The organism is Mesorhizobium sp. M0119 (genome assembly GCF_040322615.1).
GTDB lineage: Bacteria > Pseudomonadota > Alphaproteobacteria > Rhizobiales > Rhizobiaceae > Mesorhizobium.
Genome location: NZ_JAMYTU010000001.1, coordinates 1 through 15,570 on the forward strand (window position 1 = coordinate 1; position 15,570 = coordinate 15,570).

At 63.9% G+C, this 15,570-nt stretch carries 16 protein-coding genes; 9 read left to right on the top strand and 7 right to left on the bottom strand.

The annotated features are described in order from the left end of the window. A partial coding sequence (locus NKJ40_RS00005) for a glycine--tRNA ligase subunit beta (RefSeq protein ID WP_352463854.1) occupies window positions 1–1,943 on the top strand: 1,943 nt, incomplete at its 5' end. Window positions 1,944–2,052: 109 nt separating this feature from the next. Further along, entirely contained in the window at window positions 2,053–2,373 is a 321-nt protein-coding gene (locus tag NKJ40_RS00010; RefSeq protein WP_352463855.1) for an ATPase, read from the top strand. A gap of 74 nt (window positions 2,374–2,447) precedes the next feature. Here NKJ40_RS00010 and NKJ40_RS00015 read toward each other — a convergent pair whose 3' ends face one another. Beyond that, on the bottom strand, window positions 2,448–2,837 hold the full coding sequence (locus NKJ40_RS00015) for a hypothetical protein (protein ID WP_352463856.1): 390 nt from the start codon (window positions 2,835–2,837) through the stop codon (window positions 2,448–2,450). 200 nt (window positions 2,838–3,037) lie between these two features. Here NKJ40_RS00015 and NKJ40_RS00020 point away from each other — a divergent pair, with 200 nt between their 5' ends. From NKJ40_RS00020 to NKJ40_RS00030, 3 genes are all read left to right on the top strand, one after another. Next, a complete protein-coding gene (locus NKJ40_RS00020; protein ID WP_352463857.1) occupies window positions 3,038–4,027 on the top strand; it encodes an L-threonylcarbamoyladenylate synthase in 990 nt (329 codons plus the stop codon). A gap of 9 nt (window positions 4,028–4,036) precedes the next feature. After that, the gene (locus NKJ40_RS00025; RefSeq protein WP_352463858.1) at window positions 4,037–5,467 is read left to right on the top strand and encodes an FAD-binding oxidoreductase; all 1,431 of its coding nucleotides are present in this window, start codon (window positions 4,037–4,039) and stop codon (window positions 5,465–5,467) included. 185 nt (window positions 5,468–5,652) lie between these two features. Next, entirely contained in the window at window positions 5,653–6,219 is a 567-nt protein-coding gene (locus NKJ40_RS00030; RefSeq protein ID WP_352463859.1) for a DUF6101 family protein, read from the top strand. A gap of 253 nt (window positions 6,220–6,472) precedes the next feature. Here the strand turns inward: NKJ40_RS00030 and ubiA are convergent, their stop codons facing one another. After that, entirely contained in the window at window positions 6,473–7,456 is a 984-nt protein-coding gene (gene ubiA / locus NKJ40_RS00035; protein ID WP_352464244.1) for a 4-hydroxybenzoate octaprenyltransferase, read from the bottom strand. 157 nt (window positions 7,457–7,613) lie between these two features. Here ubiA and purD point away from each other — a divergent pair, with 157 nt between their 5' ends. Then, entirely contained in the window at window positions 7,614–8,891 is a 1,278-nt protein-coding gene (gene purD / locus NKJ40_RS00040; protein ID WP_352463860.1) for a phosphoribosylamine--glycine ligase, read from the top strand. A gap of 21 nt (window positions 8,892–8,912) precedes the next feature. Here the strand turns inward: purD and NKJ40_RS00045 are convergent, their stop codons facing one another. The 3 genes from NKJ40_RS00045 to NKJ40_RS00055 form a co-directional block, all read right to left on the bottom strand. Beyond that, a complete protein-coding gene (locus NKJ40_RS00045; RefSeq protein WP_502903669.1) occupies window positions 8,913–10,070 on the bottom strand; it encodes a glycoside hydrolase family 25 protein in 1,158 nt (385 codons plus the stop codon). 138 nt (window positions 10,071–10,208) lie between these two features. After that, window positions 10,209–10,712 carry a GNAT family N-acetyltransferase gene (locus NKJ40_RS00050; RefSeq protein WP_352463861.1) on the bottom strand — a complete coding sequence of 168 codons (504 nt, stop codon included), beginning with the start codon at window positions 10,710–10,712 and terminating at the stop codon, window positions 10,209–10,211. Beyond that, entirely contained in the window at window positions 10,709–10,996 is a 288-nt protein-coding gene (locus NKJ40_RS00055) for a type II toxin-antitoxin system TacA family antitoxin (protein WP_352463862.1), read from the bottom strand. Before NKJ40_RS00055 ends, NKJ40_RS00050 begins: the two co-directional genes overlap by 4 nt. A 223-nt stretch (window positions 10,997–11,219) precedes the next feature. Between NKJ40_RS00055 and NKJ40_RS00060 the strand changes: the two genes are divergently transcribed. Both NKJ40_RS00060 and NKJ40_RS00065 read left to right on the top strand, forming a co-directional pair. Continuing rightward, the gene (locus tag NKJ40_RS00060) at window positions 11,220–12,983 is read left to right on the top strand and encodes an acyl-CoA dehydrogenase family protein (RefSeq protein ID WP_352463863.1); all 1,764 of its coding nucleotides are present in this window, start codon (window positions 11,220–11,222) and stop codon (window positions 12,981–12,983) included. Window positions 12,984–13,036: 53 nt separating this feature from the next. Continuing rightward, window positions 13,037–13,789, top strand: coding sequence for a crotonase/enoyl-CoA hydratase family protein (locus NKJ40_RS00065; protein WP_352463864.1), 753 nt, complete (start codon window positions 13,037–13,039; stop codon window positions 13,787–13,789). A 71-nt stretch (window positions 13,790–13,860) separates the two neighbouring features. On the opposite strand, the gene NKJ40_RS00070 is transcribed toward NKJ40_RS00065, so the two are convergent. Both NKJ40_RS00070 and pdxH read right to left on the bottom strand, forming a co-directional pair. Continuing rightward, window positions 13,861–14,160, bottom strand: coding sequence for a hypothetical protein (locus NKJ40_RS00070; protein ID WP_352463865.1), 300 nt, complete (start codon window positions 14,158–14,160; stop codon window positions 13,861–13,863). A gap of 264 nt (window positions 14,161–14,424) precedes the next feature. Beyond that, window positions 14,425–15,042 carry a pyridoxamine 5'-phosphate oxidase gene (pdxH, locus tag NKJ40_RS00075; protein WP_352463866.1) on the bottom strand — a complete coding sequence of 206 codons (618 nt, stop codon included), beginning with the start codon at window positions 15,040–15,042 and terminating at the stop codon, window positions 14,425–14,427. Between the two features lie 39 nt (window positions 15,043–15,081). Between pdxH and NKJ40_RS00080 the strand changes: the two genes are divergently transcribed. After that, a complete protein-coding gene (locus NKJ40_RS00080; protein ID WP_352463867.1) occupies window positions 15,082–15,543 on the top strand; it encodes an RT0821/Lpp0805 family surface protein in 462 nt (153 codons plus the stop codon). Window positions 15,544–15,570 lie beyond the last annotated feature (27 nt).

The window sequence follows — 15,570 nt, forward strand, 5'->3', positions numbered from 1 at the left end:
GCGCCAACCAGAAGTGTTTTGTGACGACGCGCCAAATCTCCCCCCTTGAGGGGGAGTTGTCGCCGCTGGCGACTGAGGGGGTCGCCGATCCACGCGAGACGACCCCCTCTGGCCTGCCGGCCATCTCCCCCTCAAGGGGGGAGATCAGCCAATCGCCTCTCTCCAACCGCTTCATCCTGACCGCCAATATCGAGGCCAAGGATGGCGGCAAGGAGATCGCCCACGGCAACGGCAAGGTGGTGCGCGCGCGCCTGTCCGACGCACTCTATTTCTGGAAAACCGACCAGGGCGACCTGCCGGATCTTGACCAGCTGCAGGCATCGGCGGAAAAGTTCGGACTCGACCTGAGCAAGCCACTCGACCAGCGCATGGCCCGCCTCGACCACCTCGGCGTCACCTTCCACGCCAAGCTCGGCACGCAAGGCGAGCGGGTGGAGCGGATTGCCAGGTTGGCCGAAGAACTGGCACCAATCGTGGCGCAGTCGATCTCCCCCCTTGAGGGGGAGATGGCCGGTAGGCCAGTGGGGGTCGCCTCGGCTGCCGCGACGCGACCTGACGTTTCGAAGCAAGAGGAAGTTGGCGCTCCACGCGAGACGACCTCCTCTGTCGCCTTCGGCGACATCTCCCCCTCAAGGGGGGAGATTCCCGCGCTCGCACGCCGCGCTGCCGTGCTCGCCAAGGCCGACCTCACCACCGAAGTGGTTGGCGAATTCCCGGAACTGCAAGGCGCCATGGGCCGCAAATACGCGCTGCTGCAGGGCGAGCATCCTTCCGTCGCCGCCGCGATCGAGGAACACTACAAGCCGCAGGGACCGTCAGATCGTGTTCCCACCGATCCGGTTTCGATCGCAGTAGCGCTCGCCGACAAGCTGGATACGCTGGTTGGATTCTGGGCGATTGATGAAAAGCCGACGGGATCGAAAGATCCGTATGCGCTGCGGAGAGCTGCGCTGGGTATGGTGCGACTGGTGTTGGAGAATGGGTTAACTCTCCGCCTTTTCGATCTGATCGACACTGCGGCACAAAGCTACGCCGAACACGAGACAATGCTTGCACGCGAAATTGCGCGACGCGATTTGTCCCCTAGCGAACTTCGTGAATGGCTTGAGCACAAAGGCGAAATTTGGCCGCGCGTTATGAACTCTGAAACGGGAATTACGGTGCAAATAGCGGGGATATTAGTACCTTTCCCCTTTTCAACATTCTCGCGATCGCTGTGCCAACAGCTATTTGAAACCGGTGCATTCGAAAATGAGAAGCCTAGCCGCGACGCAGATCGCGACCTCCTGTCCTTCTTCCACGACCGCCTGAAGGTCTATCTCCGCGATCAAGGCGCTCGCCACGATCTCATCGATGCCGTTCTGGCGAGTGGCGGAAGCGCGCCAATCTCCCCCCTTGAGGGGGAGATGTCGGCGCAGCCGACAGAGGGGGGCGCTGTCCCGCCGACCTCTCGGCGCGAGGCACCCCCCTCTGCCCTGCCGGGCATCTCCCCCTCAAGGGGGGAGATTGGCCAATCACAAAACGACGATCTCTTGCAAATCGTACGCCGCGTCGAAGCGCTCGGCTCATTCCTTGATACCGAGGACGGCAGGAACCTGCTTGCCGGTACCAAGCGCGCGGCCAACATTCTCACCGCCGAGGAAAAGAAGAAAACGACGATCGCCGACCATGTTGAGCCGGCTCTGTTCCGGGAGAACGCAGAAAAAATACTGTTTGCCGCGGTGAATCAGGCCGAGAGGCAAGCCGGCGAAGCAATTCAAAACGAAGACTTTTCCGCCGCCATGCTGGCGCTTAGCGTGTTGCGCGAGCCGGTTGATTCATTCTTTGAGAAAGTCCTCGTAAACGATGAGGACCAGGCGGTGCGCGCCAATCGCCTGGCATTGCTCGCCCGCATCCGCGCGGCGACCGACCGGGTCGCGGACTTCTCGAAGATAGCCGGCTGACATCCGCGAAAAAATCATCGCTTACCGGCCATTCGAGCCGGCTTACAGTCATATGCCGATGATCTCAGCGTGGCAAAAGAGACGTGTTTCCAACCCACGGAGGCTTCCCATGAATGCCGCTCACGACATCGAAGTGACAGAAGAGACCGAGACGCCTGAACCCACCTCCGAAACGACGCTCGACGAGGCCGCTGCCGCCGCCATCGAGGCTGCCGATCTGTCGGATGACGAGGACGGCGACGATGAAGACACCGACAAGGAAGCTACTGAAGACGATAAGTCGGCTACCCTCTCGGACGACGACGACGATGAAGACGAAGAGGAAGACGACGAGGACAGCGTGAAGGCCGAAAGCGCCGCCGGCGAAAAAGACGCTGACGACGACGAATCGGACGACGCCGACGATACGGACGAAGAAGAAGCGGCCTGAGACTTCACGCCGCTTCAGTCAGTAAACCAGGGCGGCGCTTTCGCGCGGCCCTGGTTTCCGGCGCTGCTCAGGCGCTATTTCGGCTGGTCGGGAGTTGCTAGCGGCGCTGGCTGCGGCGCTGCGGGCTCGGGGGTTTTGCTGGCGACCTTTGGGTCGGCTTTGCTATCCGCGGCGGGCGCGGCAGCGGTGGCCGGCGCGGCTTTGGGTGCGGGCGTTGCAAAGGCATCGCCGACGATACCGCCGCGAATGATCATCGGGCTTCCGGTGAAGCCATGACTCGGCTGGCTCGGGATTGCCGCGACCTTTTCATCGGTGACGTTTTCATTGACGTCAGGCAGCTTCTCGCCGAGCGCGACGATCGACGGTGTTTTCGCCCGCTCGAGCGCGCTGGCACTTACCACCGACGGCGTCGCCGTCGTCTGCCCGAGAATAACGAGCGACGAGGCCTGTGCCGTGCCGGCCATAAACGCCAGACCAAGCGCTCCAAGGATACGCATCGAAAGCATGACAATTCCCCTTGCCCAACAAGACGGCACCCTAGCCGAGGGCAATTGATGCCGGCTTGCGGGGAAACATAGCATTTTAACGATTTGCGATTCGCCAACGCCGGGCTTGCTCGCCCGGCGTCACCGTATTAGGCAGCCGCATCCGTGAGGTGACGACAGTGGCTGAAATTCGTGCCGTCGGCGAGGCGATGGAAAGGGCGTTGGCGCTGCTCGAGAGCGGCGATGTCGTCGCCATCCCGACCGAGACCGTCTATGGGCTGGCCGGCGACGCGACCAATGGCGTTGCCGTGGCTCGTATCTTCGAAGCCAAGGGCCGACCTCGCTTCAACCCGCTGATCGCCCATATAGCCGATCCGGCGATGGCCGAGCGTATCGCGCTGTTTGATCCGCTATCGAAAAAATTGGCGCAGGTATTCTGGCCCGGGCCGCTGACCTTGGTGCTGCCGCAACGGCCCGGCAACGGCATTCATCCGCTGGTCACCGCCGGCCTGGACACCATCGCGCTGCGCATGCCGAAAGGCTTTGGCGGCGAGCTGATCGCCAGGTTCGGCCGCGCGCTTGCGGCGCCCAGCGCCAATTCCTCGGGCAGGATCAGCGCCACGACGGCCGAAGCCGTGGCCGCCGACCTCGGTCCCAGGATCAAGCTTGTGGTCGATGGCGGCGCGACGCCGGTCGGGCTGGAATCGACCATCCTCAAGGTCGAAGCCGGAAAGCTGCGGCTGCTGCGGCCGGGCGGCATTGCCGCCGAAGAGATCGAAGCGGTCGCCGGGGTGAAGTTGCTGCGCGGCGCCACGCGCATCGAGGCCCCCGGCATGCTCGCCGCGCACTATGCACCAGGTGCGGCGGTGCGGCTCAATGCTGCGGAGGTCGCACCGGGCGAAGCCTTGCTGGCCTTCGGCCGCAGCCGTGCCGAAGGCTGGCGCGATGCAGCCGCGCTGCGCAATTTGTCGGAGAGCGGCGACCTGCGCGAGGCAGCAAGCAATCTCTTCGCTCATCTGCAGGATCTCGATCGCAGCGGCGCCAAAACCATCGCCGTCGAGCCGATCCCGTTCGAAGGGCTGGGCGAGGCGATCAACGACCGGCTTTCGCGCGCCGCCGCGCCGCGTGACAAGATCGCCCCTCGTGACAAGATGGATTGGGCACCATAGTTTCCACCCATGAACGACATTTCCCCCGACCTCGACCCCGCCGTCGTCGCGCGCTTTGCGGCAATCGTCGGTGACAAATATGCGCTGCGCGATCAGCAGGACATCGCGCCTTACCTCGCTGAGCGGCGCGGACTTTGGCACGGCAGGACGGCTCTGGTGCTGAGGCCGGGGACCGTCGAGGAGGTCAGCAGCATCATGCGGCTGGCGAGCGAAACGGGCACGCCGATTGTGCCGCAAAGCGGCAACACCGGGCTGGTCGGCGCCCAGGTGCCGGACGCGTCCGGCCGCGAGATCGTGCTGTCGCTGTCGCGGCTAAACCGCATCCGCGAGATCGACACACTGTCCAACACGGTGACGGTCGAAACCGGCGTCATCCTGCAGACGCTGCAGGAAGCGGCCGATGCCGCCGACCGGCTGTTTCCGCTGTCGCTTGCCGCGCAAGGCTCCTGCCAGATCGGCGGCAATCTCTCTTCCAACGCCGGCGGCACCGGCGTGCTTGCTTACGGCAATGCGCGCGAGCTGTGCCTCGGCGTCGAAGTGGTGCTGCCGACCGGCGAAGTGTTCGACGATCTGCGCAAGCTGAAAAAGGACAATACCGGCTATGATCTGAAGCACCTGTTCGTCGGCGCGGAAGGCACGCTCGGCATCATCACCGCCGCCGTGCTCAAGCTTTTCCCCAAGCCCAAGGGGCGCGAGGTGGCGTTTGCAGGCCTGTCATCGCCGGAGGCGGCACTGTCGCTGTTCAGTCTGGCGATGGACCGTGCCGGGGCAGCGCTCACCGCCTTCGAGCTGATCGGCCAGAGGCCCTACGACTTCACGCTACGCCACGCACAAGGCGTAGTGCGGCCGCTGGCCGGCGATTGGCCGTGGTATGTGCTGATGCAGATCTCGTCGGGCCGCTCGGCCGACGATGCACGGGCGCTGATCGAGGAGGTGCTGGAGGCAGGCCTCGAGCAAGGGATCGTCAGCGATGCGGTGATCGCGTCAAGCATCGCCCAGGGCGATGCGTTCTGGAATTTCCGCGAAGTGCTGCCCGAGGCGCAGAAACCCGAAGGTGCCTCGATCAAGCACGACATCTCGGTGCCGGTGGCGTCGATCCCGCCATTCATCGAAAAGGCCGCCGGCGCCGTGCAATCGGTCAGTCCCGGCGCACGCGTCGTCTGCTTCGGCCACATGGGCGACGGCAATCTGCACTACAACATCTCCCGGCCGGTCGACGGCGACGACGAGGTGTTTCTCGGCCTTTACCACGTCATGAACAAGGCCGTGCACGACGTCGTGCGCTCGTTTCATGGCTCGATCTCCGCCGAGCACGGCATCGGCCAGTTGAAGCGAGACGAATTGATCGCGACGGCGCCGCCGACGGCGATCGAGCTGATGCGCAGGGTGAAGGCCGCCTTCGACCCGGCCGGCATCATGAATCCCGGTAAGGTTATCTGATCCTTTCGCCGGCCTGCGCCGGTTCGCATTCCGATAACCATCCGCCCCGGATCAGCAAAATTTAACCGACTTTCTTAAGCGCGAGGATAAGAAGCTCGCGCTAATGTTTCTCCACAACGAGGCTGGGAAAACCGGCCCGGAGAACCGGAAACACCGGCTCTCAGGAGAAACAGGAAAGGCACGATATGAACACTGGACTGAAGCCAGTCTGGGCCGGGCGCAATATGCGTCTCGACCCATTCCGCCTGCCGCAGGTGGTGAGCTACGCCACGCGCGACGACTATGGCGACGTCACCTTCACCATCGACCAGCGCGGCGCGGTTATCCGCCGCACGCTGGAGATGAGCGGCGTGCCGGCGATCATCGCTCTGCCCGCCAACGCGTTTCGCGGCGTCGCCGCCCGCGCAATGGAGGATCCGGATGGCAATGTCACAGTGACGCTCGAGCTTCTGCACAACGACCCGATGCTGTCGGTGCCGCTGCTGGTCGCCGACGATCTCGACGACGTCGCCGCCGACTGGCGCGCCTGGGCCGACGCCTACCGCCTGCCGATGCTGCTGATCGAGGCCGACGGCATTGCCCGCACGCTGGAAGAATCGCTCGGCGCCGCCATCAAGGCGCTGCCGGCGCAGGACCGCCGCAAGGGCCGCGTCTCGACCATGCGCCGCCCGTGCTTCCTCGCCCGCCGCCGCGCCGGCGACCTCGGCCTCAGGCTGGTCATCGGCGGCGAGGAGCTCATTTCGCGGGAGTAGGTTGAAATCTGCTTGCAAGGTTGGCGCTGCCCCTCATCCGGCTGCCGCCACCTTCTCCCCGTAAGTGACGGGGAGAAGGGACACTGGCCGCAATTTCGGCGCCCTTTCTGCAACGTGGAAATTGGCGAAATCCTTTGTGAAGGCCCCTTCTCCCCGTCACTATACGGGGAGAAGTGCCCGGCAGGGCGATGAGGGGCAGCGCGAAGCATCGAAAAAAGGCGGCTTCTACTGACTGCCCCCACAATGACTTCCGCTAAACCAGCGGCTTCAGCGCCACCCAAGCCGCGCCGCCGATCAGGCCGAGGAAGATCAGCCAGCCGACCTGGTTGTTCGATCTGAACAGCCTTAGGCACTGGTCCGGATCGTCGATGTCGAGCACCCCGATCTGCCGTGCCATATGCGCGCCGGCGGCGATCAGCCCGGCCAGTGCAGGAACCGGTGCCTGCGCCGAAGCAACGGCGATGGCGAAGCAGACCAGCGCTCCGCCATAAAGCCCGGCCAGCCAGGCCTTGGTATTGTCGCCGAACAGGCGCGCCGTCGAGCGCACGCCGACGATGGCGTCGTCTTCCTTGTCCTGATGCGCATAGATCGTGTCGTAGCCGATCACCCACAGGATCGAGCCGATATAGAGCATGATTGCCGGTCCATCGAGATCGCCGAACTCGACCGCCCATCCCATCAGAGCTCCCCAGGAAAAGGCAAGGCCAAGAACGAGTTGCGGCCAATTGGTGTACCGCTTCATGAATGGGTAGACGGCGACGATGACCAGCGAGCCGATGCCGAGCGAGATGGCGAAGCTGTTGAACTGCAAAAGCACGGCAAGGCCGACCAGTGCCTGTACGACAACAAACATCCAGGCCTGCCGGCGCGTGACCTTGCCGGCCGGCAGCGGCCGCGAGCGCGTGCGTTCCACCTGGTTGTCGATGTCCTCGTCGACCAAATCATTGTAGGTGCAGCCGGCACCGCGCATGGCGAACGCACCGAGAAAAAACAGCAGCAGGTACCTCGGCGACGGCAGCAGCGAGAACAGCGGATCCGTCGGACGCGGATAGGCGCTCGCGGCAAGTGCAGCCGACCACCAGCATGGCCACAGCAGCAATTGCCAGCCGATCGGCCGGTCCCACCGGGCAAGCTGCGCATAAGGCCACAATCGCCGCGGCAGCGCGCGATAGACCCAGTGGCCGCTCGGCGCATCGGCGACGCGGCCCTGGGCCGCTTTCGACTGGACGGTTTCCATTTTGCTGGAGTGGCAGCAGCGGCGAATGCCGTCAAGCGTCAAGCAGGGCCGGACCCGCTCGCGGCGCGCAATCGCCGCTTCGGCAGCCAAATGCCTTGACCCGTCGCGCGCGGCGCAATAGCGCAGTCCTGGTCGTGGAATGGCAAGGAATCTGGGCATGCGTGTTTTGCTGATCGGCTCCGGCGGACGAGAACATGCGCTGGCCTGGAAGATCGCGGCGTCGCCGCTGCTGACCAAACTCTACGCGGCGCCCGGCAATCCGGGCATCGGCCGCGAAGCCGAGCTGGTGAGGCTCGATATTGCGGATCACGCAGCGGTGGTCCGGTTTTGCCGCGGGAAAGAAATAGATCTTGTCGTGGTCGGGCCGGAAGGGCCGCTGGTCGCCGGCATTGCCGACGACCTGCGCGCCCAAGGCATCCGCGTCTTCGGCCCGTCAAAGGCAGCGGCGCGGCTGGAAGGCTCGAAGGGTTTTACCAAAGACCTCTGCGCCAGATACGGCATCCCGACCGCCGCCTATGGCCGCTTCGGCGATCTGGCTTCGGCCAGGGCCTATGTCGAGAAGACGGGCGCGCCGATCGTCATCAAGGCCGACGGCCTCGCCGCCGGCAAGGGCGTCACCGTCGCCATGACGCTTGACCAGGCGCTGGCCGCGCTCGAGGCCTGTTTCGACGGCTCCTTCGGCCAGGCCGGGGCGGAAGTGGTGGTCGAGGAGTTTCTCGTCGGCGAAGAAGCAAGTTTCTTTTGTCTCTGCGACGGCACCACCGCGCTGCCCTTCGGCACCGCGCAGGACCATAAGCGCCTCAGTGACGGCGACACCGGCCCGAACACCGGCGGCATGGGCGCCTATTCGCCGGCCCCGGTGATGACGCCGGAGATGATCGACCGAACCATGCGCGAGATCGTCGAGCCGACCATGCGCGGCATGGCCGAAACAGGCGCGCCGTTTTCCGGCGTGCTGTTCGCCGGGCTGATGATCACTGACAACGGGCCGAAGCTGATCGAATACAACACCCGTTTCGGTGATCCGGAATGCCAGGTGCTGATGATGCGGCTGAAGGACGATCTGCTCGTCCTGCTCAACGCCGCCGCCGACGGCCAGTTGGCGCATACTTCGGTGCGCTGGCACGACGAGGCGGCGCTCACCGTGGTGATGGCAGCCAGGGGCTATCCCGGCACGCCGGAAAAGGGCTCGGTCATCCGCGGCGTCGAGGCGGCGGCAGGTGAGGGCGTCGAGATATTTCATGCCGGCACCGCCATCAACGGCGGCGCACTCGTCGCCAATGGCGGTCGCGTGCTCAACGTCACGGCGACCGGCCGCACCGTCGGCGAGGCGCAGAAGAAGGCTTACGCAGCGCTCGACCGGATCGACTGGCCGCAAGGCTTTTGCCGCCGCGACATTGGCTGGCTGGCCGTGGCGCGCGAGCAGGCGAACTGACGCTTCAGGCGGCCCTCGACCTCAGCGCAGGCCGCGGTCGAATCCGGTCGAGACGCTGCTGACCGCATCGGCGGTGGGGGCAATTCCAGACATCGATGCCAGGCGCTCTTCGTTTCGCGTCCAGGCAACATATTCGGCAATCCCGCGCGGAAGGCTCGGCGCCGCCTTCGCCGCAGGCATTTGAAAGCCGCTGCTGAACCTGGCCAAGCGCGTCCTAAATACCGCGACCAGTTGCTCGAGGCTCGCGGGTGCTGCCACGGTGGCGTAGGTCATGGCAGTGCCGGCGAGCCCGGCCTCGCGTGAGAGCGGCACCGGTATCGAGGCGAGGTAATCCGGCTGCACGTCGATCAGGCCGCCGAACGGCCACTGCGCGCGCAATTCCGTCGCGTTCATCGGCGCGACGCTGACGTCGATATCGTTGGGTGTGCCCGCGACCCGGTAAGGACAGCGGAACCGGCCGCAATTGGCTCGCGCCGAAAACTGCCAGAGCGCATAGCCCTGCCAGTTGCCCATCGGAAAATGCACATCGATGTCTGGCTTGTAGCGCGCATACCACAGCGGCAGCCGGGACAGGAGCGGGTATTTATACTTGTTGCCGGCGATATGCCGGGCTGTCGTGCCGTTGGTGTAGAGCACCGGAAAGCGGCCAACCCGACGATGCACATGGCGCACGAATTCCTCGGCATCCTCGAGCGACATCCATTGGGTGGGATCATCGTCCTCGATGTCGAGGGCAAGCAGGTCATCCGGCCCGGGTTTCACGAAATTGATGAAATTATTGGCCTGCCCCACGGGGTTGCCGGGGCGGGCGAGATGATAGGCGCCCCATTTCAGGCCCAGCGCCTTAGCCACCACCTTGCGCGTCTGGAACAGTTCCTGTGCCATCGCATGGCGCTTCCAAAGCGTCTTGCACAGCCGCATCTCGGTCTCGTCGCCGAAACAGAAATAGGGTGGCGGCATTCCGTCGGATGCCTTGTTGATGAAGCCGACAAGTCGCTTGTCGGCGGCTAGCCGGGTCCAGTCGATGGAATTGTATTCGTAGGCGTCGACGACCAGCGCCCGGTCCGCATCCTTCCACGGTTCGGAGAAATCCGAGGCCTTTGCCGGCGTCAGCACCAGGGTCATCGCGGCGACAAGGAGAAGCGCTGAGCGGATAAGAGGGTGCGCCGGCGTTTTCAAACAGCAGGTCCTTGCTGGCCAAAGTCCAATCCTGAGCCGCCATGGTTAAGGAAATGCTTCGGCTGCCGAGGGGGCGAGTTGGAGCGCAGGCGAAGCGACCCTTGGTGCTCCTCTAGAGGAAAGCGAAGGTTGCGATTGTCAGGCAAATAGTTTCAACGCTGTTGCTATGGGCAGGAACAGTGATAGCGGGCGGCTCTGAAATGAGGTGAAGCCATGTTTGCGATAAAACGCGACCGCCTGGTCATCCTTTGCATCGACAATCAACGCGAAGGCTGCCGGGGCAGCGCCAACGCTGCGTCGTAGCGCATCCACGATCAGCGCCGACCCGATCCGCCGCCCCTGGTATCGGGCATCGACGGCCAGCCTGCCGACCAATATCGCAGGCAGGACCGGGTAGCGTGGTAGATGTCTTGTCTGTTCGTCAGGCAAGGACGCGATTGGTATGCTCGACGCCGCCAAACTGTAATATCCGGCGATCGCGCCGCCATCGCGATCCACGGCAACGAAGCAATTGCCGACTCGGCGTTTGACATCTTGGCTGGCTTGCTCCCGGATGTAGCGGTCGAGCGCCGGTACCCCGCAGCTGAAAGCCTTGCGATCATGCGATCCGCCGAGCGGTTCGATGATGACGGCGAAAGTCACCGGGTTTCGACGACCAGCCGTTTGTGGGCGTCGGCAGCTTTGCGCAGTGCTTCATTGGGCTCGGGCGGATTGAGAATCGCCTCCATCATGGCGCGCTGATCCTCGACGGAAATACGCATGATGGTGGTGTTCTCGATGGTACGCTGAGCCGCCTCCTGAGCGGCAGCGACCACGAAGTCGCTGACGCTACGGCCCTGGATTTCGGCGGCGCGTTTCACCACGTCCAGCATGTCCGGCGAAATACGAGCTTCGAGACGAGCGGTACGGGTCTGTTGGTTTGGCATTATCGTCATCCTTGATGCTGAGCTTGTACGGGAATTAGCCGTACAGATCAAGTGCGTGGTCCGACTTTGCGTAATTTTACAGGCGAGGCAGCAACTGCAAAATCCCCGTGACAAAGGTTGACGTTTACGTAAAAAGATGATGGGCAGGGAATTCCAAAAGCAGATGGTTTTGCATCGGCACGGGTCTTAAGTTGACCCGCTGGACTGAGGAGGAGCGAGCGCCATGTATCGGGCACCGGTCGAGGAAATCGCCTTCACCCTGAAGCATGTCGCCGGCTTGAAGCCGGCGCTCGATGCCGGCGCCTTTGGCGAACTCGGCGAGGACCTCGTCGACGCCATTCTGGCCGAGGCCGGCCGCTTCGCCAGCGAGGAGGTGGCGCCGCTCTACACAGTCGGCGACCAGCACGGCGCGGTGCTCAACGGCGCTGCCGTCACTACCCCGCCCGGCTGGAAGGAACTTTATCGCCGCTGGATCGGCGGCGGCTGGAATGCGCTGTCCGCGCCGGAAGCGTATGGCGGCCAGGCGTTGCCGGCCATGCTCGGCGTCACCGCGCTCGAAATGTGGAACTCCGCCTCGATGGCGTTCGGCATCGCCCCGACGCTGACGATGGCCGCGGTCGAAGCACTCGACAAGCATGGCTCGCAGGCACTCAAGGCCAGATATCTGGAAAAACTGGTCTCCGGCGAATGGATGGGCACCATGAACCTGACCGAGCCGCAGGCAGGCTCGGACCTGAATGCCTTGCGAACGCGCGCCGACCCGGCCGGCTACGGCACCTACCGCATCTTCGGGCAAAAGATATTCATCACCTATGGCGAGCACGATTTCACCGACAACATCATCCATCTGGTGCTGGCGCGGCTGCCGGACGCGCCGGCCGGCACGCGCGGCCTGTCGCTGTTCCTGGTGCCGAAATTCCTCGTCGGCGACGATGGCGCGCTGGGCGCACGCAACGACGTCTTCTGCTCCGGGCTGGAGCACAAATTGGGCATCCACGCTTCGCCGACCTGCACCATGATCTATGGCGATGGCTTCGAAGGCAGCACGCCCGGCGCGATCGGCTGGCTGGTCGGCGAGGAGAACAAGGGCCTCGCCTGCATGTTCACCATGATGAACAATGCGCGCCTTGCCGTCGGCATACAGGGCGTCGCGGTCGCCGAGGCGGCGACGCAGAAGGCGCTCGCCTATGCAAACGACCGCCGGCAGGGCAAGGCGGCGAGCTATCGCGGTGCCGGCATGGCGCCGATCGTGCATCACCCCGACATCCAGCGCAGTCTTCTGACCATGAAGGCGCTGACCCAGATTGCCCGTGCCATCTGCTATTCCTGCGCCCACGCCATCGATCTCGCGTCGCAGAGCGAGGATGCAAAGCACTGGCAGGAGCGCGCCAATCTTTTGACGCCGCTGGCCAAGGCATTTTCCACCGATGTCGGCGTCGAGGTCGCCTCGCTCGGGCTGCAGGTGCATGGCGGCATGGGGTTCATCGAGGAGACAGGGGCCGCAGCACTTTATCGCGACGCGCGCATCGCGCCCATTTACGAAGGCACCAATGGCATCCAGGCGATCGATCTGGTGACGCGCAAGCTGCCGCTCGGCGGCGGCCGGCATGTGCATGGCTATATCGCCGAACTCAAGGCCGTCGCCGATGCGGTGCGAGCGTCGAACCTTGAGGGCTTCGGCCGCACCGCCGATCACCTCGACCAGGCGCTCGACGACCTGTCACAGGCGAGCCGTTTCCTGCAAGACCTGCAAGCAGAAGGCCGTTCGGACGATGCGCTGGCCGGCGCCACACCCTATCTCAGGCTGATCTCGCTTGCCGCTGGTGGGACCTATCTGGCACGCGGCGCGCTTGCCGACCAAAGCCGCATCGCGCTGTGCCGTTTCTTCGCCGAGAACCTGCTTGGCGAAGTGGGCGCGCTGAAGGAGCGCGTCATCGGCGGCGCCGACAGCCTTGCCGTTGCCGCCAAGGCGCTGATTTCAGCCTGACGTTCGCAACGCCCGAAATTCACAAAGGCTCGAAATTCGCAAAGGACCAATCCGTGACAGACCAAATCCTCGTCGAACGCCAGGGCGCCATCCAGATCATCCGTATCAACCGTCCGGACAAGAAGAACGCCCTGACCCGCGCCATGTACGCGACGATGTCCGCGGCTCTTGCCGGCGGCGACGCCGATCCGGCGGTCCGCGTCCATGTCTTTCTCGGCGTGCCCGGCGCCTTCTCGTCCGGCAACGACCTTGCCGATTTCATGGTCGTCGCCTCCGGCGGCGAAGGCGGTACCGAGGTCTGGGATTTCCTGATGGCCTTGGCCAAGGTGGAAAAGCCGATGGTTTCCGGCGTCGACGGCATTGCGGTCGGCATCGGCACCACGCTCAACCTGCATTGCGACCTGACCTTCGCCACGCCGCGCACAATATTCCGGACGCCCTTCGTCGATCTCGGCCTTGTGCCGGAGGCCGGTTCGAGCCTGCTCGCGCCGCAGATCCTCGGCCGCCAAGGCGCCTTCGCGCTGCTTGGCCTCGGCGAGGGCTTTTCGGCCGGGCGGGCGAAGGCCGCCGGGCTGATCTACGAGGTGGTCGAGGAGGGGGAACTCGAAGCATCGGTATTGGCGGCGGCGGGCCAGATCGCCGCCAAGCCGCCGCAAGCGCTGAAGATCGCGCGCGACCTGATGCGCGGCTCGCGCGACGCCCTTGTCGAGCGCATCGGCCAGGAAAGCGAGCATTTCCGCGAGCGGCTCAAATCCGACGAGGCCCGCGCAGCCTTGACGGCCTTCATGACCAGGAAGAAGGCCTAGACCCTCTGGCCTTGCCTCGCATCGTGGACCCGCCGGCAGCAACCGGCGGGTTTCTTGCCATGATCTCTTTGTCACATCGCCATTTTTTTACATTCGGCCTGGGCCTTTGCCGAAGACGTGTCGATCATGAATGTCTTGCCTTTGGCGTCGGTCATCAACATCATGCAATGCTTGATCGGTTTCGCCATTTTCATCATTTCGGCGCTCATCTTCGCGTCGGGCATCATGGTGCCCATATGCCCATCGGGCATGATCGCCATGACCTCCCCACCCTTCATCACCGTCATTGTTCCCATCGCGTCCTCCGCAAAGGCTTGCGAAGCGAAAAGGCCGGCAAGACCGGCTATCGTGACCAACTTGAGTGAATGCATTGCGTCCTCCTGAATTTGCGCCAGCGGCGCGTTGAGCCCTTTCCTGGTTCGTTGCGGCAAGCTGGAACGTTTCACGCACACGAGATCGTGATAGTGGGAAGCACAAGGTCTCTGTAGCCCGGGAGTTCTGGCGGGGTCGGCGCAGGCGGTATGGCCTGACCTGGGTGCCAAGCGACTTACAAGGCCCGGGGCCACCGCTGGGCGGCGTGCATGACGGTGAGGATTTCGACAATCTCGCCGTCGACGCGATAAGGGATGATATACCTACGGATAAAGCCTCACCTTGTCCCAGCCGCCCTCGGCGTTGCGCGAAAAGACGACACGGTCGTGCAGCCGGAACGGACGGTCGTGCCAGAACTCGATGGTCTGCGGCACGATGCGGAAGCCCGACCAGTGTTTTGGCCGCGGAATGTCGCCGATCGCGTGGCGCGCCGTATATTCGGCAACAGCCTTTTCCAGCGCGAAGCGGCTTTCCAGCGGCCGCGACTGTTTGGAGGCCCAGGCGCCGATGCGGCTGCCGCGCGGGCGGGTCGCGTAATAGGCATCGGCTTCGGCGTCTGTGACGATCTCCACCGGGCCGCGCGCCCGCACCTGCCGGCGCAGAGATTTCCAGTGGAAGCACATCGCTGCTTTCATGCTGCCAAGAATCTCACGACCCTTGGCGCTCTCGAAATTCGTGTAGAAGACGAAGCCGCCCTCATCGAACCCCTTGAGCAGCACCATGCGCACGTTCGGCATGCCCTCGGCATCGACCGTCGCCAGCGCCACGCTGTTGGGGTCGTTGATCTCGCTCTTCGTCGCGTCGTCGAGCCACGCCGCAAAAAGCCGGAACGGCTCCGCCGCTTCGGTAAAGTCACTGCTTGTTAACCCGGTTTCGCTCATAGTTTTCCCAAATTTGTCGCCGGCTGGGGAGATTGCCGATTGTCGCGTATCGCGCAAGCTTTTGACAGTGGGCAATGGAGCGTTATCGCTTCGGCCAGCGCCAAAGCCATGATCGTGATAGTCATCCTGCCGCTTGCCGCCTGTGGCGGTGGCGGCTTCAGCCTGGAACAGGCGGAGGTCGACCGCTCGGTTCTGACCTCGAGCACGCCGGCCTCGGTCACGCCGCTCGATCAGGACCGCGCCTCCGACCAGGCCACGATCCGCAACGCCGTGTCCTCCGCCGACGTCGAGCAACTGGCCGGGCAGGCCGTTCCCTGGGCGAATGCTGACACCGGCTCACGCGGCTCCATCACCGAGCTCGCGGAATTCAGGGCTAACGGCGAGACATGCCGTCGCTTCACAGCGTCGCGCGAAAGCTTCGACGGCGTCGTGCTGTTCAAGGGCGAAGTATGCCTGGCCGGCGGCAGCGCCTGGCGAATGCAGGACTTCAAGGCGCTCTGATTTTCCGCCGGTGATATAGTGGTAACC

What these genes read in the sequence shown, in the direction of transcription:
- NKJ40_RS00070 (WP_352463865.1), bottom strand. Translation starts at nt 14,160, where the DNA reads ATGCATTCACTCAAGTTGGTCACGATAGCCGGTCTTGCCGGCCTTTTC.
- NKJ40_RS00055 (WP_352463862.1), bottom strand. Translation starts at nt 10,996, where the DNA reads ATGCCAAACCAACAGACCCGTACCGCTCGTCTCGAAGCTCGTATTTCG.
- pdxH (WP_352463866.1), bottom strand. Translation starts at nt 15,042, where the DNA reads ATGAGCGAAACCGGGTTAACAAGCAGTGACTTTACCGAAGCGGCGGAG.
- NKJ40_RS00025 (WP_352463858.1), top strand. Translation starts at nt 4,037, where the DNA reads ATGAACGACATTTCCCCCGACCTCGACCCCGCCGTCGTCGCGCGCTTT.
- NKJ40_RS00030 (WP_352463859.1), top strand. Translation starts at nt 5,653, where the DNA reads ATGAACACTGGACTGAAGCCAGTCTGGGCCGGGCGCAATATGCGTCTC.
- NKJ40_RS00015 (WP_352463856.1), bottom strand. Translation starts at nt 2,837, where the DNA reads ATGGCCGGCACGGCACAGGCCTCGTCGCTCGTTATTCTCGGGCAGACG.
- NKJ40_RS00060 (WP_352463863.1), top strand. Translation starts at nt 11,220, where the DNA reads ATGTATCGGGCACCGGTCGAGGAAATCGCCTTCACCCTGAAGCATGTC.
- NKJ40_RS00010 (WP_352463855.1), top strand. Translation starts at nt 2,053, where the DNA reads ATGAATGCCGCTCACGACATCGAAGTGACAGAAGAGACCGAGACGCCT.
- purD (WP_352463860.1), top strand. Translation starts at nt 7,614, where the DNA reads ATGCGTGTTTTGCTGATCGGCTCCGGCGGACGAGAACATGCGCTGGCC.
- ubiA (WP_352464244.1), bottom strand. Translation starts at nt 7,456, where the DNA reads ATGGAAACCGTCCAGTCGAAAGCGGCCCAGGGCCGCGTCGCCGATGCG.